The organism is Mesorhizobium sp. DCY119, from assembly GCF_003590645.1.
Lineage (GTDB): Bacteria > Pseudomonadota > Alphaproteobacteria > Rhizobiales > Rhizobiaceae > Mesorhizobium_M.
This window is the reverse complement of the sequence record NZ_CP031834.1, coordinates 398,111-424,511: the sequence shown is the minus strand read 5'-3', so window position 1 is coordinate 424,511 and position 26,401 is coordinate 398,111. Positions and strand designations below refer to the sequence as shown.

The following is a 26,401-nucleotide window of genomic DNA, read 5'->3' as shown; positions in this document are numbered from 1 at the left end:
ATATGCGGCGCGAAATCGTCGAAATACCCGACGCCGTGGCGCGATTGCTCGACGGTTCCGGTCAGGCGCTGACCGAGGCCGGCCGCGACATCCGGGAGCGCGACCCGCGCTTCATCGTCACCGTCGCGCGCGGCTCATCCGACCACGCTGCTTCCTTTCTGAAATACGCGATCGAGCTTACCGCCGGTCTGGCGGTCGCCTCCGTCGGCCCCTCCGTCGCCTCGATCTATGGTGCAAAGCTTCGTCTTGCCGGTTCCGCCTGCCTGGCGATCTCGCAATCCGGCAAGAGCCCGGACATCGTCGCCATGGCGGATGCCGCCCGCAAGGCGGGTTCGCTGACGATTGCGCTGACCAACACGCCGGATTCGCCACTGGCAAAAGCGTCCGACCACACGATCGACATTCTGGCCGGTGTGGAAAAGAGTGTCGCGGCAACCAAGACCTTCATGAATTCGGCGGTCGCCGGGCTGGCGCTGATGGCGCATTGCACCAATGACGATGCGCTGATGAATGCGCTCCGCGACCTGCCGGTGCATCTGGCAAAGGCGGTCGATTGCGACTGGATGGAACTGGCCGCAGCACTTGCCGGCGAAAGCTCACTGTTCATTCTCGGCCGCGGCCCTTCCTTCGCCATCGCCAACGAGGCGGCGCTGAAGTTCAAGGAAACCTGCGCCATGCATGCCGAATCCTATAGTGCGGCGGAGGTCATGCACGGCCCGCTGGCGCTGGTGCGCCCCGGCTTCCCGGTGCTGGCACTGGCGGCGCGGGATGCGTCGGAACTGTCCATGGCCGATGTCGTCGGCCAGCTTGCCGAAAAGCACGCGGCGGTCTTCATGACATCGGAAAAAGCGGGTAAGGCGGTGCGCTTGCCCTACGTCGCCACCGGCCATCCGCTGACCGACCCGCTGGCGCTGATAGTTTCCTTCTACGGCTTCGTCGAGGCCTTCGCCCGCCATCGCGGGCTGAACCCCGACGAACCGCGAAACCTGAGAAAAGTGACCGAGACCCTATGACTGATCGTTTTGCCATCGCCGGCGCACGCATTTTCGACGGACAGGCGTGGCATGAAGACTCCGCGCTTATCGTTCGCGACGGCAGCGTCGAGCGCATCGCGCCGCGCGGCAGCCTGCCTGCCGGCATAAGCCTGATCGAACTCAAGGGCGGTATCCTTGCGCCCGGCTTCATCGACCTTCAGGTCAATGGCGGCGGCGGCATTATGCTGAATGATGGCCCATCGCTGGAAGTGATCCGCACCATCTGCGCAGCCCACGTGCCTTTCGGCACCACGGCGCTGCTGCCGACGCTGATCACCGACACGCCGGAAATCACCGAAGCCGCCATCGCGGCAGGCGCGCAGGCAGCGCTGCAGAAGGTGCCGGGTTTCCTCGGCCTCCACCTCGAAGGCCCGCATCTGTCGAAGGCCCGCAAGGGCGCGCACGACCCGGCGCTGATCCGGCCGATGACCGACGAGGACGAGACAAGGCTGATCGCCGCACGCGAAAAGATGCCGGTGCTTCTGACCACCGTTGCGCCCGAGTCGGTCGACGAGCGTCGCGTCGCCGGGCTTGCAAGCGCCGGCGTCATTGTCAGCCTGGGCCACTCCGACACCAGTTACCAGACCACGCGGGCAATGGCTGCCGCAGGTGCCACCATGGTCACGCATCTGTTCAACGCGATGAGCCAGATCGGCAATCGCGAACCGGGGCTGGCAGGGGCGACGATCGACACCGGCACACTGTCGGCCGGCCTGATCGCCGACGGCATCCATGTCGATCCTGCGACCATCGGCATTGCGCTGCGCGCCAAGCAGGGGCCGGCTCGGATATTCCTCGTCACCGACGCCATGGCGACCATCGGCACCGACATGAAGTCGTTCACGCTGAACGGCCGGCTGATCCGCCGCGAGAATGGCCGGCTGACGCTGGAAGACGGCACGCTGGCGGGCGCCGATCTCGACATGATCTCGGCGGTACGTTTCATGCGTGAGACCATCGGGCTTGAGCTTGACGAGGCGCTGCGCATGGCCTCGCTTTATCCCGCGCAGGCGGTCGGACAGGCCGTCCGTCTTGGCCATCTCGGCGAGGGCGCTGCCGCCAGCATCGTGCATCTGTCGGATGCGCTGGATGTGGAGGGGGTTTGGATTGAGGGTGAGAAGGTTTTCGCGGCGAGTTGACCGCGTAAGTTTGCGGATCGCAGAAGCCCCTCTCCGTCGCGCTTCGCGCGCCACCTCTCCCCGCAAGCGGGGCGAGGAACCCAAGTTCTGAAATCGCGCGGCCTCGCAGAATCTAGGTTCCTCGCCCCATGAAATGGGGAGAGGTGGCTCGGCGAAGCCGAGACGGAGAGGGGCTCGCCGGCGCAGTGCTCGACTTCCGAGCAATGGTGAGCGCTGCCTTGACCGACCCCCTCTGGCGCTACGCGCCATCTCCCCCTCGAGGGGGGAGATTACAGAGCCCCGTCAGCCGCCGTCCTGATCGCCTCGATATTCGCGCGGTATGCCGCTTCACTGCCGCCCTTGAAGATCGCAGCGCCCGCCACCAGCACATTGGCACCAGCAGCCGTGACCAGCGGCGCGGTTTCGGCACTCACACCGCCATCGATCTCGATGTCGATCGGGCGGTCGCCGATCAGCGCCTTGATGCGCCTAACCTTCTCCACCATCGCCGGGATGAAAGCCTGGCCGCCGAAGCCGGGATTGACGGTCATGATCAGGACGAGATCGAGCCGGTCGAGCACATATTCGATGACGCTTTCGGGCGTCGACGGGTTCAATGAAACGCCGGCCTTCTTGCCGAGATTGCGGATCGCCTGCAGCGAGCGGTCGAGATGCGGGCCGGCCTCGGCATGGACCGTGATGATATCGCAGCCGGCGTCGGCAAAGGCCGCGAGATAGGGGTCGGCCGGCGTTATCATCAAATGGCAGTCGAACACCTTGTCGGTGCGGTCGCGGATCGCCTTGATGACCGGCGCGCCGAAGGTGATGTTCGGAACAAAGTGGCCGTCCATGACGTCGAGATGGATCCAGTCGGCACCGGCTGCCGCGACAGCCGCGACCTCGTCGCCAAGCCTGGAGAAATCCGATGCCAGCACCGAAGGGGCGATCAGGGTTTTTGTGCGCATGCCGGGCCTTTCAGGGTCACGAAAAATTTCCTCGCCCCGTAAAGCCTGGCCCCGCGATTGTCGATAGAAGAAAGCCGGTTTGCGCTGGTTCAGCTAGGTGCGCCGGCGATCGAGCCGCGCACGACGAGGTCGACCGGCCAGATTTCGCCGCGTGCGCCGGTTTCCAGCCCTGAGATGCGTGCTGCCAGCCGTTCGGCAATGCGCTGGCCCGCCGCGCGGATCGAAGAGCGCGTCGTCGACAGCGGCACGGAAAAGTTTTCCGGCTTGAGCCATGGGAAGACGTCGTCATGGGCGATCAGCGACAGGTCACCGGGAATGGTCAGGCCGAGATCGCGCACCGCACGCACCGCGCCCAGCGCCATGATCAGACTGGAGCAGACGATGCCCGTCGGCGCCTCGCTCTGTTCGAGCAGGCTGCGGGTGGCGCGGTAGCCGTTTTCCTCGGTCATCGCCACCGATCGCAGCAAGATCGGCGGGAGCGCAATGCCGCTTGCCGCCAACGCGCGCCGCACGCCCCGTTCGCGGAAGATCGCAAAGGTCTGCGTATCGTCGCCATTGATCAGCGCAACGCGCTTGTGGCCGAGCTGGACGAGAAGCCGTGTCGCTTCGTGAAAGGCGGCCTCGTTGTCGATGTCGAGGTAGGGATAATCGAAATCCAGCCCCTCGCTGCGGCCGTGGACGATGAAGGGCATGCCGAGCTGATGAATGAGCGCCACCCGCTTGTCGCCATGGCGCGGTGCGGAGACATAGACCGCATCGACCTGCTTGTTGGCGACGATGCGGCGGTAGGTCGTTTCCTCGTCGCGGGCATCGGCCGGGCTCAGCACCAGATCCAGATCATGCGCGCGGGCATAGTCGCCCAGCCCCGACAGGAATTCGACGAAATGCGGATCGATATCGACGCTGGCGCCAGTCGGCATGACATAGCCGATCATGCCCGCCTTGCCGGTCGCCAGACGGCGCGCGCTGGGGTTGGGGCGATAGCCGTGGCGCTTTGCGGCGTCCGCCACGCGCCGGCGCGTTTCCTCGCTGACTTCGGGATAGCCGTTGAGCGCCCGGCTGACCGTGGTCTGCGACAGGTCGAGCATCAGCGACAGTTGCTTGAGGTTCACGCCTCTATCCTCAAAGCGCTTTTAAACATCGGTATTTTCCTTTGCCCTTACCCAAATCCGGAATTTCCAGTTTAGGTGCAGAAAGCTCGTTTCAGAAGTGAAATTCGCTGTTGCGACGCAAAAAACAATGACGCAACGCAGCAAATTTGCAATTTAAATCGGTTTATGTAACATGACGCTTGACTCTGACCCGTTTCGGCGGCGATGATAAAAGTAGCCAAAGCGCTTTGGAAGACTTTCGGCCAGCACGGTCGGGAGTTGACGGTTCCGCAAGGCGGACGCGACCAGGGCGACATCGGCACGGCGAAATGGAGGTTTCGCCGATGACCTGTGACCACTGGGAGGAAAGTCGATGAGAAAGAGCCTTTTCATAGGCGTGGCGCTGGCAGCGCTGGCGCTCGGTGCGCCCGCTCAGGCGGAATTGAAATTCAAGCCGGGCGAGGACGCCCGTTTCCACTGGGCCGATTTCGAAACATTGAAGAAAGTCGACCTCAAGGGCCAGACGCTCTCCATTTTCGGACCGTGGCGCGGTGAGGACGAAGCGCTGGTCCGCAACGTTCTCGAATATTTCAGCGAAGCCACCGGCGTCGATCTCAAATACTCCTCGTCCGAGAATTACGAGCAGCAGATCGTCATCGACACGCAGGCCGGCAGCCCGCCCGACATCGCCATCCTGCCGCAGCCGGGCCTGATCCAGGACCTGGCCTCTAAGGGCCTGCTGACGCCGCTCGGCGACGAGACGGCCGCCTGGGTCAAGGACAATTACGGCGCCGGCCAGTCATGGGTCGATCTCGGCACCTTCAAGGACAAGGACGGCAAGGCCGGCTATTTTGCCTTTCCCTACAAGGCCGACGTGAAGTCGCTGGTCTGGTATTCGCCGGATAATTTCGAGGAAGCCGGCTACGAAGTTCCCAAGACGCAGGAAGAACTGCAGGCTCTGTCGGAAAAGATCATCGCCGATGGCGGCACGCCGTGGTGCATCGGCCTGGGTTCGGGTGGCGCCACCGGCTGGCCGGCGACCGACTGGGTCGAAGACATCATGCTGCGCACGCAGCCGCCGGAAACCTATGACAAATGGGTCAAGAACGAGATCCCGTTCAACGATCCGGCTGTGATCGGCGCGCTCGATATCTTCGCCAAGATCGCCACCGACGACAAGATGGTCAGCGGCGGTGCCGCCGCAGTGTCCGCAACCGATTTCCGCGACAGCCCGAAGGGTCTCTTCTCGGTGCCGCCGAAATGCTACCTGCACCATCAGGCATCGTTCATTCCCTCGTTCTTCCCGGAAGGCACCAAGCTCGGGCAGGATGCGGACTTCTTCTACTATCCCACCTATGCCTCGAAGCCCGAACTCGGTACGCCGGTTCTCGGCGCCGGCACGCTGGCGATGATCACCAAGGACACCAAGGCCTCGCGCGCCTTCATCGAGTTCCTCAAGCTGCCGCTGGCGCATGAGCTGTGGATGGCGCAGGGCAGCTTCGTCACGCCGTTCAAATCGGTCAACAACGACGCCTATGCCAGCGACGCCCTGAAGAAGCAGGGCGAGATACTGTCGGGCGCCTCGACCTTCCGCTTCGATGGTTCGGACCTGATGCCCGGCAAGATCGGCGCCGGCGCCTTCTGGACCGGCATGATCGATCTGGTCGGCGGCAAGCCGGCAGCCGACGTGGCAGCCGACGTCCAGAAGAGCTGGGACGCGATCAAGTAGGGCCAATCAGGCCGCAAACAGGATTCGGGCCAACGGCCCGGATCCTTCCGGCAGGATGCCTAAGCAATTCCGGGAAAAGTGTGTAGCGGTTTTCCGTTCGGAATTGCGTAAAAACAAATAGTTAGAGCTGTTCAACGTTTCTATCAAAAAGCTGAACGGCTCTAAGGAAATTATCGCAAGTCTGATCAGGGGGGACGATCCCATGACGGCACAGCTTCTCTCAGCGGTTTTCACGATCATCATCGGCGTCGGCGGCTGCGTCGTCTATTTCTGGACAGCAAACCGCCTACTCGATGTCATCTTCCCCTCGCGCGGTGTGTCGGGCGCGGCTGCTATCGATAACCTTCGCCGGCAGGGCTACATCCGGCCATGGCTGTTCGTCGGCCCGGCGATGATCATCCTCGCCGTCTACCTGATCTACCCGGTTGTCGCCACGCTGATCCTTTCCGTTCACGACCGCACCGGGCAGAACTTCGTCGGCATGGCCAATTACAGCTGGGCCTTCGGCGACCGGGAGTTCCTGCAGGCGATCTTCAACAACATCCTGTGGCTTGCCGTCGTGCCGGCCGCCTGCACCTTCCTCGGCCTCATCATCGCGGTGCTCACCGACAAGATCTGGTGGGGCAACATCGCCAAGAGCCTGGTCTTCGCCCCGCTCGCCATCTCCTTCGTCGGCGCCAGCGTCATCTGGAAATTCGTCTATGAATATCGCGGCGAGGGCCAGCCGCAGATCGGCATCCTCAACGCCATCGTCCAGTATTTCGGCGGCAATCCGCAGGTCTGGATATCGACGCCGTTCTGGAACAACTTCTTCCTGATGGTCATCCTGATCTGGATCCAGACCGGCTTTGCCATGGTCATCCTGTCGTCGGCGCTGCGCGGCATTCCCGACGAGACGATCGAGGCGGCGACCATCGACGGCGCCAGTGGTTTCCAGATTTTCTGGAAGATCATGATCCCGCAGATCTGGGGCACCATCGCCGTGGTCTGGACCACCATCACCATCCTCGTGCTGAAGGTCTTCGACATCGTCCTGACCATGACCAACGGCCAGTGGAATTCGAACACGCTGGCCAACCTGATGTTCGACTGGATGTTCCGCGGCGGCGGCGATTTCGGCCGCGGCGCGGCCATCGCCGTCATCATCATGCTGGCCGTCGTTCCGATCATGATCTGGAACATTCGTCAGGCAAATCGCGAAGGCGGAGGACACTGAGATGGCCAGCTCCACCGGAAAATCCTTCCTCGGCCGCTTCGGCGTCCATATCGCGGTTCTGATCTTCGTCGCGATCTGGACGATCCCGACGCTCGGCATCCTCGTCAGCTCGCTGCGCGACAAGAACCAGCTTGCCGTCACCGGCTGGTGGACGTCGCTGGTCACCTCCTCGCAGAACGACGACGGGCGGCTGGGCACCGCCGCCGACCAAGTTCAGAAAGACGGCAAATTCCTGATCATGGGCAATCTGCTCAAGGCCGGCGACAACCGCACGATCAGCGCCTTCGGCATCAAGTCGCAGGCTCCGACCGAGTTTGCGGCAGGCGCCGTTGCCGACCTCGGCGATGGCGTGACGCTTCAGGTCAATGACGACGGCTCCTATGTGCAATCCTCGCCGGTCGCCTTTGAAGGCGATCGCGGCCGCCGCATCTATTTCGCCTCCTCGATGCCGCCGCGCTTCACCACCGACAACTATCAGACGGTGCTGTTTTCCGAAGGCATCGGGCGCTCCTTCATCAACTCGCTGACGGTGACCATACCGGCCACCATCATCCCGATCCTGATTGCGGCCTTTGCAGCCTATGCGCTGGCCTGGATGCGCTTTCCCGGCCGCGCGCTGCTGATCGCAACCATCATCGGCCTACTCGTCGTGCCGCTGCAGATGTCGCTTATCCCGCTGCTCAAGCTCTACAACGGCGTCGGCGCGTTCTTCGGTGTGCCGGCCAAGACCTATCTCGGCATCTGGCTGGCGCATACCGGCTTCGGCCTGCCTTTCGCCATCTATCTGCTCAGAAGCTACATCGCCGGTCTGCCTCGCGAGATCATGGAATCGGCGCGCATCGACGGCGCCAGCGATTTCGAGATCTTCATCAAGATCGTGCTGCCGCTGTCCTTCCCGGTGCTCGCCTCCTTCGCCATCTTCCAGTTCCTCTGGGTCTGGAACGACCTTCTGGTGGCAATGGTGTTCCTGGGCTCGGGCTCGGACCAGCTCGTGCTCACGGGAAAACTCAATGCCCTGCTCGGCTCGCGCGGTGGCAACTGGGAAATCCTCACCACCTCGGCCTTCGTCACCATTCTGGTGCCGCTGGCCGTGTTCTTCTCGCTTCAACGCTATTTCGTCCGCGGCCTGCTCGCGGGCTCCGTCAAAGGAGGCTGACCGCCCATGCATGCTGCACGCATAATCGAACATCCTGAACCGGCGGTCGACCGCGACTGGTGGCGTGGCGCGGTGATCTACCAGATCTATCCGCGCAGCTATCAGGACTCGAACGGCGACGGCATCGGCGACCTGAAAGGCATCATCCAGCGCCTGCCCTATATCGCCGGGCTCGGCGTCGACGCGATCTGGATTTCGCCGTTCTTCAAGTCGCCGATGAAGGATTTCGGCTATGACGTGTCGGACTATTGCGACGTCGACCCGATGTTCGGCACGCTTGCCGATTTCGACGCGATGATTGCCGAGGCGCACCGGCTGGGCCTCAAGGTGATGATCGACCAGGTCATCTCGCACACTGCCGACGAGCACCCATGGTTCCGGGAAAGCCGCGCTTCGCGCACCAACCCCAAGGCTGACTGGTTCGTCTGGGCCGATGCCAAGCCGGACGGCACGCCACCCAACAACTGGCTGTCGATCTTCGGCGGCTCGGCCTGGCAGTGGGACGCGCGGCGTCTGCAATATTACCTGCACAATTTCCTGGCGGAGCAGCCTGATCTCAACTTCCATAATGTCGAGGTTCAGGACGCCGTGCTCGACGCCACCCGCTTCTGGTTGGAGCGCGGCGTCGACGGCTTCCGCCTCGACACGATCAACTTCTACTTCCACTCCGCCGGGCTGGAAGACAATCCGCCGCTGCCGAAGGAGCAGCGCAACGATTCCATCGCGCCGGCGGTGAACCCCTACAATTATCAGGACCATCTCTACGACAAGAGCCAGTCCGACAATCTCGGTTTCCTCGAGCGCTTCCGCGCTCTGCTCGACGAATATCCGGCGGCTGCCGCAGTTGGCGAAGTCGGCGATGCACAGCGCGGCCTCGATATCGTCGCCGCCTACACCGCCGGCGATAACCGCGTGCAGATGTGCTACGCCTTTGACTTCCTGGCGCCGGAAAAGATCACCGCTGCCCGCGTGCGGACCGTGCTGGAAACATTCGGCGACGTTGCCAGCGACGGCTGGTCGTGCTGGGCCTTCTCCAACCACGACGTGATGCGCCATGCCTCGCGCTGGGGCGGGGGCGAGGCCGATCGCACCGCCTATCTGAAGGTGCTTTCGGCTCTGCTCATGTCGCTGCGCGGCTCGGTCTGCATCTATCAGGGCGAGGAGCTTGGTCTCGGCGAGGCCGATCTCGCTTTCGAGGATTTGCAAGACCCCTACGGCATCCGCTTCTGGCCCGAATTCAAGGGCCGCGATGGCTGCCGCACGCCGATGGTTTGGGATGGCAACGCTGCCAATGGCGGGTTCTCGACCGCGAAACCATGGCTGCCGGTGTCGAAGGATCATCTGCCGCTGTCGGTCAGCGCTCAGGAAGGCGACGAAGCGTCCTTGCTTGAGCATTACCGCCGCTTCCTCGACTTCCGCCGTATGCATCCGGCACTCACCAAGGGCGATATTTCCTTCCTCGCGGCAGACGGTGACGCGGTCGCCTTCACCCGTCGCGAAGGCAACGAGGAAATCGTCTGCGCCTTCAATCTGGGCTCGGCGCCTGCGGTGATCGATCTCGGCGGAAACGACACGGCGCAGCCGCTGTCGGGTCATGGATTTTCGGGAAATGCCGGCGCCGGCGCGATTCGGCTTGGAGCTTATGAAGCCTGGTTCGGGCGTCTCGCCTGATCGGGGAACAAAGGAAATCGGGAGGATATTATGGCCGATCTCACATTGACCAGCGTCAAGAAGGCATATGGCAACCTCAACATCCTGCACGGCATAGATCTCGACATAAAGTCCGGCGAGTTTATCGTTTTCGTCGGACCGTCGGGCTGCGGAAAGTCGACGCTTCTGCGCACCATCGCCGGGCTGGAAGAAATCACCGGCGGCACGCTTGAGATTGCCGGCGAGAAGGTCAACGACGTGCCGCCGTCCAAGCGCGGCATCGCCATGGTGTTCCAGTCCTATGCGCTCTACCCGCATATGACCGTCTACGACAACATGGCTTTCAGCATGCGGATCGGCCGCGAAAACAAGACCGAGATCGACAAGCGCGTGCGCCAGGCCGCCGAAATCCTGCAGCTCACCAAATATCTCGAACGCCTGCCCAAGGCACTTTCCGGCGGCCAGCGCCAGCGCGTCGCCATCGGCCGCGCCATCGTGCGCAATCCGAAGGTGTTCCTGTTCGACGAGCCGCTGTCCAACCTCGACGCAGCACTGCGCGTCGCGACCCGCATCGAGATCGCCAAGCTCAAGGAGAGCATGCCCGAAACGACGATGATCTACGTCACCCACGATCAGGTCGAGGCGATGACGCTTGCCGACCGTATCGTGGTGTTGAAGGATGGCCGCATCGAGCAGGTCGGCTCGCCGATGGAGCTTTACCGCCATCCCGGCAATCTGTTCGTCGCGCAGTTCATCGGCTCGCCGGCAATGAACATTTTGCCGGCAACGATCGAAAAGACGGGCCAGCCGACGATCGTCAGCCACGTCGGCGGACACAACGTGTCCGTTCCCGTGGCAACGCCGGCAGACGCTGCAGGCACCAAGGTCAGTTTCGGCGTGCGCCCGGAAGACCTCAACATCGCGACGGGTAAGGATTTTCTCTTCGAGGGCGTCGTCGATTACATCGAACAGCTCGGTGAAGTGCAGATGGCTTATATCCAGGTTGGCCGCGTCACCGAACCGTTGGTGGCGAAGCTGCCCGGCAATGCCGAGATCACGCGCGGTGCCGTCTTGCGGCTGACCGCCGATCCCGGCGACCTGCATATCTTCGACGCTGATGGACGCTCCTTCGCGCGCGACCGCCTGGCTGCGAAAGCGGCCTGATCCCAAGACGCGCATGACAACGGCGGGGTTTTGCCCCGCCGTTGTTGTGTCTGCAACCTCTCAGGATATTCTCGCCTCGGTCAGCCTGCGCTCGGCGCGGGCGGTCTTCCAGCGCGAGTAGATGAAGGCCACGATGAAGGCGATGCTCATCAGAAGCACGATTGTCGGCGCGGGCGCGCTGTCGATGAAGAAGCTGAGGTAGACGCCGAAGAAGGATGCCGCCACCGCGATGATGACGGAGACGAGCATCATCCGCGAGAACCGGTCCGTCAGCAGGAAGGCGATCGCCCCCGGCGCGATCAGCATGGCGATCGCCAGGATGATGCCGACCGCTTTCAGCGCCCCGACGATGGTCAGCGACAGGATCGCCAGCAGCCCGTAGTGCAGCAGCCTCACCGGCAGGCCGATCGCCTGCGCGTGCTGCGGGTCGAAGGCGTGCAGCAGCAGGTCGCGTCCGAATATGCCGATCGCGCCGACGGTAATCGCGGCGATGATGCCGGTCTGCGCGACATCACCCCAGGTCACGCCGAGTATGTCGCCGAACAAGATGTGGTCGAGGTGAACGTCGGTCTGGATCTTGGTGTAGAGCACGATGCCGAGGCCGAACATGCCGGAAAAGACGATGCCCATGACCGTGTCTTCCTTGACCCGGCTGTTCTCTTTCAGGAAGCCGGTGGCAAGCGCGCAGACCATGCCGGCGGCAAACGCGCCGATGGCGAGCGGAATGCCGGCGATATAGGCAAGCACCACGCCCGGAAGCACCGCATGGCTGATGGCATCGCCCATTAGCGACCAGCCCTTCAGCACCAGGAACGCCGACAGCATCGCCATGGGTATGGCGACCAGCACGGCGATGACGAAAGCCTGCTGCATGAAGGGGAATGCGAATGGCATGAGGAGGGTTTCGGTCATGATTGTTTGCCCCTCATCCGCCTGCCTGCACCTTCTCCCCGTGAAGGACGGGAGGAAGGACGAAGCTGCAACGCTGACGCCTCCCTCTCCCCGTCTTTTACGGGGAGAGGGTAAGGGTGAGGGGCAGCGCTGCTGGTCCCGAAGTAAATCATACCCCCGCCTCCAGAGCTTCGCGCGCCTTGCGCCGCGCCGCCAGCATGCCGTGCTTGGGGGCGAAGACGAAAGCGGAGAGGAAGATCAGCGTTTGCAGCACAACGATGATGCCGCCGGTGGCGCCATCGAGGAAGTAGCTGGCATAGGCGCCGACGAAGCTGGTGACCGCGCCGATGGCGACGCTGGTGGCGATCAGTCGCGGAAAGCGGTCGGTGAGCAGATAGGCGGTTGCGCCCGGCGTCACCACCATGGCGATGACGAGAAAGGCGCCAACCGTCTGCAAGGCAGCAACCGTCGAGGCCGAAAGCAGCGTGAAGAACAGCACCTTCAGCCAGTCCGGGTTGAGGCCGATGGTGCGGGCGTGGTTCTCGTCGAAGAAGGCAACCATCAGGTCCTTCCATTTCGCCAGCAAAATCGCCAGCGAGACGCCGCCGATGATGACCAGCTGCAGCGTGTCGCCCGGGGTGATGGCGAGGATGTTGCCGAGCACGATGGTCTGGATGTTCACCGAGGCCGGCGACAGCGAGATCATGAACAGGCCGAGGCCGAAGAAGGAGGTGAAGATCAGGCCGATAATGGCGTCCTCCTTCAGCTTGGTGCGCTGGTTGAGGAACAGCATGGCCGCCGCCGCAAGCCCGCCGGAGAGAAACGCCCCCAGCGCGAAGGGCAGGCCGAGCATATAGGCGCCGGCAACCCCCGGCACGATCGAATGCGAGAGCGCGTCGCCGATCAGCGACCAGCCCTTCAGCATCAGATAGGCCGAGAGAAAGGCGCAGACGCCGCCGACAAGCGCCGACACCCACATGGCATTGACCATGTAGCCATAGCCGAAGGGTTCGAGGAGGACACTCATGCAATGACCTCGCGTAGAGACGGCGGTGTAGTGCGGGAAGGACTTGCCTTCGCGTCTCTAGCTTTCCGACCCCCACCCCTAACCCCTCCCCACAGGGGGGAGGGGGGCGTCAGCGTCTCAGAAAACCCCTCCCCCTTGTGGGGAGGGGTAAGGGGCGGGGGTGAAATGGCATGCGCCGATCGAGGAAGGTAGAGCAGATGAAACACGGTCATTTCTCTTTTCCGATACGATCTTTTTCTGTCTCTGACATTTCTGCCCTGTTCGCCGTTTGAGGCTCGTCGCCATAGATGACGAAGGGGCGCTCGTCGTCGGTCAGCACGGTGACGCGGCGCTTGTCGGCGTCGGCGTGGAGATCGGCACCGCCGAGGATGAACTGGCGCAGCACGCCGCCGAAGGTCTTTTCGAGATTGGCCTGCGTGAACACTTCCGCTGTCGGTCCAGCGGCGAGCACCGTGCGGTTGATAAGCACCGCGCGGTCGCAGAAGCGTGGCACGCTGCCGAGATTATGGGTGGAAACCAGCATAACCCGGCCCTCGTCGCGCAGCGCCTGCAGCAGCGTGATGATCGCCTCTTCGGTGCGCACATCGACGCCGGTGAAGGGCTCGTCGAGCAGGATGATTTTTCCTTCCTGCGCCAGAGCGCGGGCGAGGAAGACGCGCTTCTTCTGGCCGCCGGAAAGCTCGCCGATCTGGCGCTTGCGGTAGTCGGCCATGCCGACCCGTTCCAGCGCCTCGTCCACTGCCTGCCGGTCGACCGGCCGCGTCATGCGCAGAAAGTTCATGTGGCCGTAGCGGCCCATCATGACGACATCCTCGACCAGAACCGGAAAGTTCCAGTCGACATCCTCGCTCTGCGGCACATAGGCAACCGCGTTGCGCTTCAGGGCGTAGGCTGCCGGCTGGCCAAAAATCTCGACCGTGCCGGCGGCCAGCGGCACGAAGCCCATGATCGACTTGAAAAGCGTCGACTTGCCACTGCCATTGACCCCGACCAGCGCCGTAATAGTGCCGGTCGGGATGGCGAAGCTGGCATCGCGCAGCGCGGTGTGGCCGTTGCGATAGGTGACGGTGATGCTGTCGACACGAAGCCCGCTGCCGTCTTCCGTTCTGCTGGCTGGCTTCGCCCTGTCTAAAGCATTCATTGCACGAGCGCTTTCGTGATCGTCTCGGTGGTGACGCGCAGCAGGTCGAGATAGGTCGGCACCGGGCCGTCTTCGTTGCTCAGCGAGTCGACATAGAGCACGCCGCCATATTTGGCGCCGGTCTCGCGGGCGACCTGCTCGGCGGGCGAGGCCGAAATGGTGCTTTCGGAAAACACGGCGGGAATGTTGTTGGCGCGCACCGCGTCGATCACCTTGCGCACCTGCTGCGGCGTGCCCTGCTGGTCGGCATTGATCGGCCAGAGATAAAGCTCCTTCAGGCCGAAGTCGCGGGCGAGGTAGGAGAATGCGCCTTCGCTGGTGACGAGCCAGCGCCGGTCTTCCGGAATGCTGGCGATCTCGGTGCGGATCGGCTCGACGGTCGCCTTGATCTTTTCAGAATAGGCGGCGGCGTTCCTGGCATAGGCCTCGGCATTGTCCGGGTCCTGCGCGGCAAAGGCCTTGCGGATGTTCTCGACATAGACCAGCGCCGCCTCGGGCGACATCCAGGCATGCGGGTTCGGCTTGCCGGTATAGGGGCCTTCGGCGATGCCCATCGGCTCGACGCCTTCCGAGACGACGACGCTCGGCACTTCGCTCAGATTGGCGAAGAACTTTTCGAACCAGAGCTCGAGATTGAGCCCGTTCCACAGGATCAGGTCGGCCTTCTGCGCCTTGATCATGTCGCCCGGTGTCGGCTGGTAATTGTGGATCTCGGCATCGGGCTTGGTGATGGATTCAACGGTTGCGGCCTCGCCGGCAACGTTGCGGGCGATATCGGCAATCACCGTGAAGGTGGTGACCACATTCATCTTGTCGGCGGCCTGGGCGGCGCTGGCGGAGATAGCCGCAAGAGCCGTGAGCGATAACGAAACAAGAAATGCGCGAATGCCTGTCATGAAAAATCCTGTCGGGTGGAGTTTGGGCGCGCGGAAGTCCCGGCCCTTGTGCCTGGAGATAAAGCAGCAGCGGCCAGCTGTCAATGCAATTGCAAATCGTTTGCAAGAAGAGGTGAGCTTTGCGGGCATTTCCCTCCCGTGAGACGCGGTCGCTAAAGGCGATCAATCGACAACGATTTGTCGATTGAAGCGACGAACGCCCGAAGCGTAAGCAAAGGGCCGGGTAGGGTGGCTGCGGTAGTGTGCTCGACGTTCTTTTGCGGCCGCGCGCTGCTTGACCGACCCCTCTGGCGCTTCGCTTCGTTGCTAGGCGGCAGGGGACAGTTTACTTTTTGCCCCTTGCGCGATCGCAGCCGCCGCTGCCTTTCCGGGCAAGAAAGTAAACTGTCCCTGGTGCGTCCTTCGAGGCTCGCTAACGCTCGCACCTCAGGATGAGGGAGGGTGTGCCGGCAAAGCCATTCTTCTGAAATGTGCTCACACTTCAGGATGAGGATCGTAGGAAACTCGCATCCTCATCCTGAGGTGCGAGCGTAGCGAGCCTCGAAGGACGCACCTATTCATCGCCACGCCCGGTTTTCACCGTCTGGCCATTGTCAAAGAACTCCCTCTACGAGGGTGGGAAGCGGGGCGCATGGCCGTGCCTTTCCTAATGTTTAGTACGTGGCGCGACGTCCGCGCCCCGCCGGCGATTTCTGTTCCCGTCCGTTCCGCTGCTCCCTGCAAACCTTTTGGTTTGCAGGGCCTATGTGCTCGTCCAGCACGCGCGGGCCGTATTACCCGCAGGGGAACCCTCGGACGGAACCTCCCCGGCCTTGCTGCTACGTTTGCCGCAAGACGGAAGCGCCGGTTCCTCCCCACAGATCACCGTCGCGACCGGCGTTCCCGTGGGAGGAACTGGCTGGATTATGAAAGATGCTTGAAGGGTGTGGATAAAGTGAGGGTGAAAAAATGTGTGGTGTGAATGGAAACAATGGGTTGCTGGGAAATCGAGTGAAAATCTTTCCCACAGTTAGCAAGCTTCAGTTTCAGCTGTTCTGCACCGCGGTACATTTCACCGAGGTTCCGGCATGGATCCCCGGGTCCCTCCGCCGAACTTCGTTCGGCTCCGGCCCCGAGGATGACGAGCTTGTTATTTGCCGCCTTCGCAAACCGTCAACGCTAAGCCGCCAACACACCAAACGGCCAACGCCAAACCGCCAACGCCTGAGATTGGCGGCAAGCCTAAATGCAATTCGTCATTCTCGACCTCGTGAGCGAGGAACGAGCGGAGAGTGTCGGGAATCCATGCCTGAATGTAGAAGAGCTTCAACGGTACAGAACGCGCCTCAATATCAGGACCGGGCCGTGCCTGACGATGCTGCGGCCAATGGGTGCCGGATAACCTCCGCTTCGCTGCGGTTTCCGGGAAGACGACGTCATGGTTGGCATCGCTAATCGTCAAGGTTGACGTTGGCGATGTCACGGACGTAGTCACCAACTACCGACGCTGAAGCTTGCGTCCGAAGATTTCCGGAGAAAATCGGCCAAAACGAGCGACACCCGCCACTCGCCAAAAACTCAGCCGACGAAAGCGCGCTCGACGACGAAGGTCGAGGGGTGGCTGAGGGAGCCTTCGTCGAAGCCGAGGCTTTCGGCGAGTTCCTTGACGTCCTTCAGCATGTGCATCGAGCCGCAGATCATGATGCGGTCGGTTTCCGGGTTCAGCTTTTCGATGCCGAGGTCGGAATAGAACTTGCCCGAGCCGATCAGCGCGGTGATGCGGCCCATATGGGAGGACTCTTCGCGCGTCGTCGTCGAATAGAGCGTGACGCGGCCATGGGTGAGTTCGCCGATCAGCGGATCGTTCTCCAGTCCCTCAACCAGCTCCTTGCCATAGGCAAGCTCGGCCACGTCGCGGCAGGTGTGGGTGAGGATGACCTGATCGAACTTTTCGTAGGTGTCGGGATCGCGCAGCAGGCTGGCGAAGGGCGCCACGCCGGTGCCGGTAGAGATCATGAACAGGCGCTTGGCCGGCGTCAGCGCGTCGACCACCAGCGTGCCGGTCGCCTTCTGGCGCATCAGCACCGTGTCGCCGGGCTGGATCTTCTGCAGGTGCGAGGTCAGCGGACCGTCCGGCACCTTGATCGAGAAGAATTCCAGTTCCTCGTCCCAGGCCGGGCTGGCGACCGAATAGGCGCGGAACACCGGCTTCTCGGCATTGGGCAGGCCGATCATGACGAACTCGCCCGAGCGGAAGCGCAGCGACTGCGGCCGGGTGATGCGGAAGGAGAACAGGCGGTCGGTATAGTGCTTGACCGAGACGACGGTCTCGGCATGAACATTGGCCGGTATAGGGAAGTCGAGCGGCTTGGCGCCAACGGTATTCAGGGCAGTCGCGGTGTTCATCGAAACCAAACCTTGTGCCTGCGGCGGCGCAAAAACATCGCCCTGCGAACCAAGGCCTGACTGCCCGGCGCGCCACCACAAATCCCGAAACGGTAGACTCTTGTGTCCGAAATTTATTAGTATACAAACGATATTGACGTCAAGATAGCGACGTGAAACACCTTTCCAATCTACTTCCCATCCTTAGGCCGGACATTTCGGGTTTCGAGCATGGTTGAGAATTATTCCGCAAATGCCGGAAGTGTGGTCGCCGGCATCGATGTCGGCGGGACCTTTACCGACCTCTTGATGATCGACGGCCGGGGCGGCGGCCGGGTGCACATCGCCAAGACGCCGACCACCGTTCACAACCAGGCTTTCGGCGTGGTTTCGGCCCTTGCCGACACCGGCTTTCCCATTCCCGAGATCGGCCTGATCGTGCATGGCACGACCACAACCACCAACGCCGTGCTGGAGCGCCGGCTGGCGCGCACCGGCATGATCACCACTCGCGGCTTTCGCGACGTGATCGAGCTTGGCCGCCGCACGCGGCCGCAGGCCTATGGCATGACGGGCGTGTTCGTGCCTGTCATTCCGCGCGACTTGCGGCTGGAAGTGTCCGAGCGCGTGGAAGCATCGGGGGCAGTTCGCATCCCGCTCGACGAGGCGGAGATGCGCGAGGCCGTGCAGCGTCTGATCGAGGCCGGCTGCGAATCCCTCGTCATCCACTTTTTGCACGCCTACGCCAATCCGGAGCACGAGAAACGTGCAGCCGAGATCGCGCGGGAAAGCTGGCCGAACGGCTACATCACCACCGGCCACGCGCTGCTTTCGGAGGCGCGTGAATTCGAGCGTGGGGTCACCGCTGCCGTCAACGCCTCGGTGCAGCCTATCCTCGAGCGCTATGTCGAGCGGCTGCGCACGGAACTGGAAGCGCGCGGCTATGGCCGTGATTTCCTGATCATGAACGGCAATGGCGGCATGATCTCGGCCCGCTTCGTCACACGTGAATCAGCCAAGACGGTGATGTCGGGCCCGGCTTCGGGCGTGATTGCGGCGGCCTATACCGGCAAGCGCGCCGGTTATGAGAATCTCGTCACCTACGACATGGGCGGCACCTCGACCGACGTGGCGCTGATCCAGAACGCCGAGCCGGCGGTGTCGAACGAGACCGAGATCGAATATGCGATGCCGATCCATGTGCCGATGGTGGCGGTGCACACCGTGGGGGCGGGCGGCGGCTCGATTGCGCGCGTCGATGCTTCGGGGCTGATCCAGGTCGGGCCGGAAAGTGCCGGCGCCAATCCCGGCCCGATCTGCTACGGGCGCGACGGCACGGAGCCGACCATCACCGACGCCAATCTGGTGCTGGGGCGGCTCGATCCGAAAAAGCTGCTGGCGGTGGAGAACCCGGTGACGGTCGAGCATGTGCGCGCGATCTTCGCCGACAGGATCGGGCAGGCGACCGGCCTTGACGGTGTCGCGGCGGCGGGCGCGGTCCTGCGGCTCGGCAACATGAAGATGGCGGGCGCGATCCGCATGGTTTCGGTGGCGCGCGGCCACGACCCGCGCGACTTCGCGCTGTTCGCTTTCGGCGGGGCAGGGCCGCTGCATGCGACGGCACTTGCCCGCGAACTCGGCCTGCCGAAGGTGCTGGTGCCGGCGCGGCCCGGCATCACCAATGCGCTGGGCTGCGTGGTGGCCGACTTGCGCCACGATTTCGTCAACACCGTCAACCAGCCGGTGGCGAGCGTCGATGAGGCACGTATTGCTGATATCCTGCAGTGGCATCGCGAGGAGGGCGCGGCACTCATCGCCAAGGAAGCGGTGAAGCCGGAAAGCATTCGGGTGACGCATTCGGCCGACATGCAGTTCGTCGGCCAGACCCATATCCTCAACGTGCCGCTGCCGTCGGCGCAAGTGGATCGCGCGACGCTGCAAAGCCTGTTCGAAAAAGCCTATTTCGCCCGCTTCAAGGTGGAACTGCCGGAAATCCGAGCCAATCTGGTCAACCTCAACACTTCGGTCACCGGCGTGCGACCCGCGGTCGATCTTTCGCGGCTGATCGACCCGGCGGGGCGGGCGAAGACGCTGGAAGGCGCGCTGCGCGAGACGCGGCCGGTCTGGTATGATGGCGCATGGCACGACACGCCGGTCTACGCCCGCGAAAAGCTGCCGCTGGATGCTGAGATTGTGGGGCCGGCGATCCTTGAGCAGATGGATGCCACGACGGTGCTGGAGCCTGGTGATAAGGCGCGGTCGGACGGCGATGGGAATATTGTGATCGAGGTGGGCAAATGAACGCGATGCCGTTGTCCCCCTCCCCCTTGTGGGGAGGGGTTAGGGGTGGGGGTTCCTTTGCTTGTCGTACTTACGGCCGTGCAGTGTCGCAGGAAGTCAACGAAGGGCGCACGGCAAATACCCCCACCCTCGATCCCTCCCCACAAGGGGGAGGGAGGAGATTGGCGCTATGACCTCCCTCGACGCCATCACCCTCTCCGTCATCCAGGCAGCGCTCCAGCAGACCTGCGACGAGATGGACCTCACCTTTTCGCGCGCCGCATTCTCCCCTGTCATCGCCGAGGCCAACGACCGCTCCGACGGCATCTATTCAGCCCAGGACGGCTCGCTGATCGCGCAAGGTTCGCAGGGTCTGCCGGTGTTCGTCGGCGTGATGCAGTATTCGACGCGCACGATCATCGGGATGATCCGCGACGGCAGATGCGCGGCCCCGGACGAGGGCGATATCTACATCGTCAACGACCCCTATCTCGGCGGCACGCATCTGATGGATGTGCGCTTCGCCATGCCGGTGTGGCGCGGCGGAAAAATCTTCTGCTGGCTCTCCAACACCGGCCACTGGCCCGATATCGGCGGTTCGGTGCCGGGCGGGTTTTCCGCCTCAGCGACGGCGGTTGAGCAGGAGGGCCTGCGCCTGCCGCCGGTAAAACTGTTCAAGAAGAAGATGCTCGACCAGGAGATCTATTCGATCATCTGCTCGAACATCCGCGTTGCCGACCAGCGCATCGGCGACATCCGCGCCCAGGCAGCAGCGCTTTATGTCGGGCAGGATCGGCTCTTTGCGATCCTCGATCGTTACGGTGACGAAACGGTGATCGAGGCCATCGCCGAACTGCGCCGGCGCGCTGCCGAGCAGATGCGGGCGCATATCGCGCCGATCCCGGACGGCATCTACCGCTCGAAGGCCTTCGTCGATTCCGACGGCGTGGTCGACCAGCCGCTGACCATCGCGCTGGCGATCGAGAAACAGGGCGATACGCTGACCTTCGATTTCGAGGGATCGAGCCCGCCCTGCATCGGCCCGATGAACAGCGTGCTGGCCACGACCTTATCGTCGGTCTATCTCGCCATGCGCCACATCTTCCCCGATGTGCCGATCAGCGCCGGCGCCTTCGAGCCGCTGGAGGTGAAGCGGCCGGAGGGAACGTTCCTCGACGCCAGATACCCCCGCCCGGTTTCCGGATGTGCGGCGGAGGTTTCGCAGCGCATCGCCGAGGCGGTGTTTGCGGCCATGGTGCAGGCAGTGCCTGAAAAAGTGACGGCAGCGCCCGCCGGCTCCAGCGGCAATTTCGCGCTCGGCGGCAGCGACCCGGCACGGGGCCGCGACTATGTCATGTACCAGATTTCCGGCGGTGGCTATGGCGGCAATCTTTCCCATGACGGCCTCTCCAATGGCTGCTCGACCATCGGCATTTCGAAATCGCCGCCGGTCGAGATCATGGAGCAGGCCTATCCCGTGCTCTACCGCCACTATGCGCTGCGCGAAGGCTCGGGCGGCGCGGGCGAACATCGCGGCGGCTTCGGGCTGGCATACGAAGTGGAACTGCTGCGCGGCGAGGCGCGTGCCTCCTTCGTCATGGACCATGGCCGCGTCGGTCCGCAGGGCGTGCGCGGCGGCAGCGATGGCGCGGTTAATTCCGTCACCGTTTATCGAGGCGGCGAGGCCCATGTGCCCCCGCATCTGTCGAAGGAACAGGACATTCCACTGAGGGCCGGTGACCGCGTACAGGTCGGCACACCCGGTGGCGGCGGCTACGGCGATCCGCTCAAGCGCGATCCCGAACTGGTGCTGAGGGATGTCCGGCTGGGCTACTACACGGCTGAGCAGGCAGCAGAGATGTTCGGGGTCGTGGTGGCGGCGAACTCGATCGACCGGGAAGCGACGCGGGAACTGCGGGTGGCGAAAAAGTAACGACTTCGGAACGGTGCTGGCTGGAATTCCCCCTCTCCGTCTCGGCTTCGCCGATCCACCTCTCCCCCGCTATGCGGGGGCGAGGAACCGGCACTCGCCGAGGTCGCAGCTTTGCAGAACCTGGGTTCCTCGCCCCCATGAAATGGGGGGTCCGGAGGACGGGCGAGACCCGTGGCTCGCCCCGGAATGTGGATCGGCGAAGCCGAGACGGAGAGGGGGATTAGGCACACCTTGGCAAGGCCAAGCTCATTCGTCTTGCAAGTATTCGGCCTTCAGATCTTCTGCGCCGTCCTTGCCTCTTTCAAATGCGTGCATTTGATTTTCACATATTCGCCGGGGCGCCGCCTGGCGAATGAGGTCGACGCTATCAGCGCCTGGCCCTGCATGCCGCAGGAAATGGCGCTGGCCGTCTGCGGGCCGCTGATGACGTCGAGGGCGGTTTCCATCTGGCAGTCGACCGGGGAAACATTGACCGAGCAAACGAGGATCATGATCTGGAGCATGCTTTCACGCCTTCCGTGAAACGGTTGCTCCTCCCAGGGTTCGAACTCAGCCTACGCTGATTTTATTGCGTTGCAACATAAAATATCGCACTGCAGCATACGCAAATGTCGCATGCGCCATGGGCGGTCTGCGAGCGTTGAAACGATATGTCAAAGTGGATATACCGCGCATTAGCTATTTCTAATCTGGGCGCGAGACTTTCAAAAATCGATTCCGATCTTTGGGGTATGCTTCAGCCTTTCGCCTATGCGGCAGGCGAGTTACGCCATCTTGGCCAGCAGCTTCAGGAAGGTGCCGATCTCCTTCGGCGTCAGCGGCGCCAGCGTTTCCTCGGTGATCTTCTGGGCCAGCGGTATCAGCCGCTCCACCATGGCGCGGCCCTCCACCGTCAGGCTGACCAGCAGCCGGCGCTTGTCGACCTCGTGCTTGGACAGTTCGACCAACCCGCGCGCCTTCAGCCGGTCGATGACGCCTTTGACGGTCGCCGCGTCCATGGCTATCAGGGTGCCGAGCTGGTTCTGCGAGGTCTCGCCGACATCATGCAGCTTGGCGAGCGCTGCAAACTGCGGCGGCGTCAGGTCGCCTATATGCGAGGCGAAGATTGAGACATGGCGCTGATGCGCCTTGCGCAGGATAAAGCCGACCTGCTCCTGCAGATGGTACTCGCCTTCCGTCTCGTCGGCTTCAACAAGCTTCAGGAGATTGTCTTCTCCGGTCATCGCTGCCCGTCCCAGACCTTGATGTCCTTGGCTTCAAGACCGCCCATGCGGCTATGAATACGCGGACCGCAGGCCATGGCAAGGCAGAACAGGATTTCGTCCGGCCGTGGGCCGTCGGCGATGCCGACTTCCATGGCATCGAAATGGCTGCGCACATAGGCGGCGTTGGTATGGCCGAGCGGCACGTCGAGGCGCGAGCCGAAAGCGCCGACCTTCATCGCCGACGGCACGATGGCCTTCGCCTGGCCGAGGCGTTCGCGCATGGCATAGCCGCCCGGCACATGCCACAGCGCCCCATGCTCGATCTCGCCGCCGGTGCCGACTATGGCGCCCTTGCCATAGCCGTCGATAGCCTTGATGTCGCCGCCCAGTGCCTCGATCATCCTGTCGGTGAGGAGCAGGCCCAGCGGCTTCAGATCGTCCATCGCGCTCTGCAGTTCCTCGGCGTATCGGCCGGCGAAGGGGTTTTTCACGACGGCCAGCCCGGCAACGCGCCGGCGCGGTTCGCTGGTGGCGGGGCCGCCCTCGTGAAAGATTTCTTCGGTCAGGACGGCGATCTTGCGGATCGGGAAGTCAGGCATGGTGCGGGTCTTTCGATGTTTGTCGAGTGGTGGGAACGAGGATTGTTTGCGGGCGCATTCGCACTACCCTCTGTCCTGCTGGACATCTCCAAGGGCAGGGTAATCGCCTATAGAATTCGACCCCCACTCCGTCTCGGCTTCGCCGAGCCACCTCTCCCCCGATCGACGGGGGAGAGGAAACGCACCTCGGCAAGGCTGGCGCCTTTCCTCTCCCCTTTTGAGGGGGAGAGGTGCCGAGCGAAGCTCGGCGGAGTGGGGGTTAGCCGTGCCATATGCGATTGTCGCGGCGCGGGAGATGTTCGGCAGGACAGAGGGTGCAGCGTGGGCCATCAATGCTTCAGGACGAACCTCCCCGCACAGGCGACTGTCGCCATCCAGAAACAGCGCTGCTGTCTCAATCAGTCCACGCCGGCGAAAGTCTTCTGCAACATCAAGGCCACGCCCCAGTGCAGCGTCTACCTCGGCAGAGCTGAGCACCCCAACACCGACCGTCACCAACCGGTCGCCAAGATCGCTGTCGGGCGCGAGCTCCCGCGCCGGCCGCCGTGCGATTGCCGCATGCCCTGGCAGGTCGACGGCATTGGCGATCAGCGTCGCCGCCGCGTCGGCCTCGGCCGCCGTGTGCGCCAGAACAGTCACCGCATCGGCGATGCCGAGCGAATGGCTGCGCCCGCGCCAGCCGGAGGTGGCGATGCCACCTATCCCGTCTTCCGCCCGGATGGTGATGCGGTCGGCAAAGCCGTGGCCGGTGCCGGCGATGGCCAGCGTCATCGTTTCCCCGGGTGCGAGATGCAGTGCGATGTCGCCGCCATTGTTGACATAGGCCTTTTGCAAGGTTCGACCTATGAGCATGGAAGCAAGGATTTCCTCTGCCACGGAACCCGCGACTGCGGCCATCGGGGTGATGAAGTTCTTGTCAGCAAGCCGGCTGACCGCCGCCTCCATGCGTCGCGCCACAACGCCGGCAAAGGCGCGTGGCTGAACACTTGCAGGCCGGCGCAACTCCGGCAGTTCGGCGACGAGTTCGGTCAGCACCGTCTGGAAACGCGCGACCGCTTGCTCATACGTAGCGCGCACTTCCGTCGCCTCGCCGAAAGACTCGATGATCAAGTCGATAGGGCCATGGTTGAGGTGAAGGCGCTTGCCGTCGGCCAGCCAGGATACCTGCGGGCCGTTCATCGATCCGGGCTTTCGCTGGAGCGGCGCAATTGCGCCAGCGGCGGCCATGGATTGTCAGCCGGCGCGTCTTTGCGGGCGCGGGCATTGAAATATTCGCCGCCCTTGGCGAGGACATCGTCGACGCTGCGGATTTCATCGGCATAGCCGCCGAGCCGTATATAGTCGTCGCGGCGCAGCGTGAATTCGATCGGCGCGACAAGTGCTGGTGTTGGCACATAGCCGAAGGCGTTTTCCGGCACGCGCATGACATCGACCATCAGCGTGATACCGCCGCCGGGCCAGACATAGACCGGCGCGCCGCCGACCGTGACGTAGGTTTTCAGGCCCTGCACCGAGCGGGTGAGGTTGACCGGATTTTCCACCACGCCGGCGCGCAAGGAGCCGCCGGCCCCGCCGACGAACAGCACCGTGCACAGCGCCGGCTCGCAATTGTCCTCGATCAGCCCGACCGATTTGCGCAGCCGCTCGGGAAACGGTTTTTCGACCGGCTTCAGATCGTCGTTGAGCTCGAAATAGGCGAACTGCTCGCCGGTGGTCGAGACCATCAGCAGCGACAGGCCGGGCCGCGCGCCCTTCTTCGGGTTCCACTCGCCGAGGATCGACAGCGGGTCGGAAATGGTCGTGCCGCCCCAGCCGAGGCCGGGTTCCGAAACCTTGAAATAACGGCCGGGCGTTGAGCGCCGGCCGATGATTTTTATGCCCGTGTCCTCCCAGCCCAGCACCTTGCCGGCCTGATGCTCGGAGACGACGCCGGTGATGTGGTCGTCGACCACCACGACCTCGTCGACCAGCCCGCGCCATTGCGTCGCGAACATGCCGATGGTGGCCGAGCCGCAGCCGACGCGCATGCGGTGCTCGGCCTGGCCGTCGATCACCGGCGCCTTGCCGGCTTCGACGACGACGGTGACGCCGCCGTCGATGGAAAGCTCGACCGGCTTGCGGTTGCAAAGGTCGAGCATGGTCGCGCAGGTAACGCGGCCTTCCGACTTGGAGCCGCCGGTCAGGTGATGCACCCCGCCCAGCGACAGCATCTGCGAGCCATACTCGCCGGTGGTGACATGGCCGACCGCCTCGCCTTCGGCGCGCACGATCGCCGTTTCGGGGCCGAGGAAGCGGTCGGTGTCGATCTTTATCTTGATGCCGCAATAGGAAAAAATACCCTCGGTGACGACCGTCACCAGATCGACGCCCTCGACCTCCTGGCTGACGATGAAGGGGGCGGGCTTGTAATCGGGATAGGTCGTGCCGGCGCCGATGGCTGTCACGAAGCGGCGGCCGCTGTTGATCAGTTCGCCATTCCATTCCTCGCCTTCCGCCGCGAAGGGCACGACCGCGCCGCCGGCCCCGGCGCTGTACTCGAGGATGGTCAGCGGGTCGCAGCGCACGATGCGCCCGCCCGTATTGCCGTAGCGGTCGCAGGCGCCGGTGCGGCCTTCGGCGATGTAGCACATGACCGGGCAGGCATCGCAGCGGATCTTCTCGGCCACCTGCTTTTCGCCGGGGTCGTGGGTGTCGAAGCGTTCGGCAAGCTCGCTCATGATGGCGCCTCCCTTCCTTCTCCCCGTTCACGGGGAGAAGGTGTCACGAAGTGGCGGATGAGGGGCAGAGCCAGCATAGGACGATTCGCGCCGCCCCTCACCTGCCTGCCGGCATCCTTTCTCCAGGAACTTGAGGGCAATCGACTATGCCATTCGACCCCCACTCCGATTTGCTTCGCAAACCACCTCTCCCCCGATCGACGGGGGAGAGGAAACGCCGTCCGA

At 63.2% G+C, this 26,401-nt stretch carries 21 protein-coding genes and 1 pseudogene; 9 read left to right on the top strand and 13 right to left on the bottom strand.

Annotated features, from left to right (window positions below):
• Positions 1–2 precede the first annotated feature (2 nt).
• Both DZG07_RS02020 and nagA read left to right on the top strand, forming a co-directional pair.
• Positions 3–1,013, top strand: a complete 1,011-nt coding sequence (locus DZG07_RS02020; RefSeq protein ID WP_119813907.1) for an SIS domain-containing protein — start codon at positions 3–5, stop codon at positions 1,011–1,013.
• On the top strand, positions 1,010–2,173 hold the full coding sequence (gene nagA, locus DZG07_RS02015; protein WP_119813905.1) for an N-acetylglucosamine-6-phosphate deacetylase: 1,164 nt from the start codon (positions 1,010–1,012) through the stop codon (positions 2,171–2,173). Before DZG07_RS02020 ends, nagA begins: the two co-directional genes overlap by 4 nt.
• 269 nt (positions 2,174–2,442) lie before the next feature.
• Here the strand turns inward: nagA and rpe are convergent, their stop codons facing one another.
• Both rpe and DZG07_RS02005 read right to left on the bottom strand, forming a co-directional pair.
• On the bottom strand, positions 2,443–3,117 hold the full coding sequence (rpe, locus tag DZG07_RS02010; RefSeq protein ID WP_119813903.1) for a ribulose-phosphate 3-epimerase: 675 nt from the start codon (positions 3,115–3,117) through the stop codon (positions 2,443–2,445).
• Positions 3,118–3,206: 89 nt separating this feature from the next.
• A complete protein-coding gene (locus tag DZG07_RS02005; RefSeq protein ID WP_119813901.1) occupies positions 3,207–4,229 on the bottom strand; it encodes a substrate-binding domain-containing protein in 1,023 nt (340 codons plus the stop codon).
• Between the two features lie 352 nt (positions 4,230–4,581).
• Here DZG07_RS02005 and DZG07_RS02000 point away from each other — a divergent pair, with 352 nt between their 5' ends.
• The 5 genes from DZG07_RS02000 to DZG07_RS01980 all read left to right on the top strand — a co-directional run bounded on the left by DZG07_RS02000 (position 4,582) and on the right by DZG07_RS01980 (position 11,123).
• Positions 4,582–5,937, top strand: coding sequence for an ABC transporter substrate-binding protein (locus DZG07_RS02000; protein WP_091911562.1), 1,356 nt, complete (start codon positions 4,582–4,584; stop codon positions 5,935–5,937).
• 202 nt (positions 5,938–6,139) lie between these two features.
• Positions 6,140–7,153, top strand: coding sequence for a sugar ABC transporter permease (locus DZG07_RS01995; RefSeq protein WP_091911560.1), 1,014 nt, complete (start codon positions 6,140–6,142; stop codon positions 7,151–7,153).
• A 1-nt stretch (position 7,154) separates the two neighbouring features.
• A complete protein-coding gene (locus DZG07_RS01990) occupies positions 7,155–8,309 on the top strand; it encodes a carbohydrate ABC transporter permease (RefSeq protein WP_091911559.1) in 1,155 nt (384 codons plus the stop codon).
• A 6-nt stretch (positions 8,310–8,315) separates the two neighbouring features.
• On the top strand, positions 8,316–9,980 hold the full coding sequence (locus DZG07_RS01985; protein ID WP_119813899.1) for an alpha-glucosidase: 1,665 nt from the start codon (positions 8,316–8,318) through the stop codon (positions 9,978–9,980).
• Positions 9,981–10,010: 30 nt separating this feature from the next.
• Positions 10,011–11,123: an ABC transporter ATP-binding protein gene (locus DZG07_RS01980; protein WP_091911556.1), complete on the top strand. Its 1,113-nt coding sequence runs from the start codon at positions 10,011–10,013 to the stop codon at positions 11,121–11,123.
• A gap of 60 nt (positions 11,124–11,183) precedes the next feature.
• Here DZG07_RS01980 and DZG07_RS01975 read toward each other — a convergent pair whose 3' ends face one another.
• The 6 genes from DZG07_RS01975 to DZG07_RS01950 form a co-directional block, all read right to left on the bottom strand.
• A complete protein-coding gene (locus DZG07_RS01975) occupies positions 11,184–12,035 on the bottom strand; it encodes a metal ABC transporter permease (RefSeq protein WP_119813897.1) in 852 nt (283 codons plus the stop codon).
• A gap of 148 nt (positions 12,036–12,183) precedes the next feature.
• Positions 12,184–13,041: a metal ABC transporter permease gene (locus DZG07_RS01970; protein ID WP_119813895.1), complete on the bottom strand. Its 858-nt coding sequence runs from the start codon at positions 13,039–13,041 to the stop codon at positions 12,184–12,186.
• Between the two features lie 208 nt (positions 13,042–13,249).
• On the bottom strand, positions 13,250–14,182 hold the full coding sequence (locus DZG07_RS01965; protein WP_119813893.1) for a manganese/iron ABC transporter ATP-binding protein: 933 nt from the start codon (positions 14,180–14,182) through the stop codon (positions 13,250–13,252).
• A complete protein-coding gene (locus tag DZG07_RS01960) occupies positions 14,179–14,991 on the bottom strand; it encodes a metal ABC transporter substrate-binding protein (RefSeq protein WP_245429623.1) in 813 nt (270 codons plus the stop codon). The genes DZG07_RS01965 and DZG07_RS01960 overlap by 4 nt, the downstream gene beginning before the upstream one ends.
• Positions 14,992–16,207: 1,216 nt before the next feature.
• A complete protein-coding gene (locus DZG07_RS23695) occupies positions 16,208–16,540 on the bottom strand; it encodes a hypothetical protein (protein WP_133304711.1) in 333 nt (110 codons plus the stop codon).
• A gap of 95 nt (positions 16,541–16,635) precedes the next feature.
• The gene (locus DZG07_RS01950) at positions 16,636–17,463 is read right to left on the bottom strand and encodes a ferredoxin--NADP reductase (protein ID WP_119821301.1); all 828 of its coding nucleotides are present in this window, start codon (positions 17,461–17,463) and stop codon (positions 16,636–16,638) included.
• Positions 17,464–17,673: 210 nt separating this feature from the next.
• On the opposite strand from DZG07_RS01950, the gene DZG07_RS01945 reads away from it, so the two are divergent.
• Both DZG07_RS01945 and DZG07_RS01940 read left to right on the top strand, forming a co-directional pair.
• Positions 17,674–19,743, top strand: coding sequence for a hydantoinase/oxoprolinase family protein (locus DZG07_RS01945; protein WP_119813887.1), 2,070 nt, complete (start codon positions 17,674–17,676; stop codon positions 19,741–19,743).
• A 169-nt stretch (positions 19,744–19,912) separates the two neighbouring features.
• Entirely contained in the window at positions 19,913–21,655 is a 1,743-nt protein-coding gene (locus DZG07_RS01940; RefSeq protein ID WP_119813885.1) for a hydantoinase B/oxoprolinase family protein, read from the top strand.
• Between the two features lie 272 nt (positions 21,656–21,927).
• On the opposite strand, the gene DZG07_RS01935 is transcribed toward DZG07_RS01940, so the two are convergent.
• From DZG07_RS01935 to DZG07_RS01915, 5 genes and pseudogenes are all read right to left on the bottom strand, one after another.
• The gene (locus DZG07_RS01935; protein ID WP_119813883.1) at positions 21,928–22,158 is read right to left on the bottom strand and encodes a hypothetical protein; all 231 of its coding nucleotides are present in this window, start codon (positions 22,156–22,158) and stop codon (positions 21,928–21,930) included.
• A 261-nt stretch (positions 22,159–22,419) separates the two neighbouring features.
• Positions 22,420–22,878, bottom strand: coding sequence for a MarR family transcriptional regulator (locus DZG07_RS01930; protein WP_091911542.1), 459 nt, complete (start codon positions 22,876–22,878; stop codon positions 22,420–22,422).
• On the bottom strand, positions 22,875–23,459 hold the full coding sequence (locus DZG07_RS01925; RefSeq protein ID WP_119813881.1) for an amino acid synthesis family protein: 585 nt from the start codon (positions 23,457–23,459) through the stop codon (positions 22,875–22,877). The genes DZG07_RS01930 and DZG07_RS01925 overlap by 4 nt, the downstream gene beginning before the upstream one ends.
• A 345-nt stretch (positions 23,460–23,804) precedes the next feature.
• A pseudogene (locus DZG07_RS01920) lies at positions 23,805–24,638 on the bottom strand (UPF0280 family protein); the annotation flags it as partial.
• Positions 24,635–26,176, bottom strand: a complete 1,542-nt coding sequence (locus DZG07_RS01915; protein ID WP_119813879.1) for a 6-hydroxynicotinate reductase — start codon at positions 26,174–26,176, stop codon at positions 24,635–24,637. The pseudogene DZG07_RS01920 and the gene DZG07_RS01915, both read right to left, overlap by 4 nt.
• Positions 26,177–26,401: the final 225 nt, after the last annotated feature.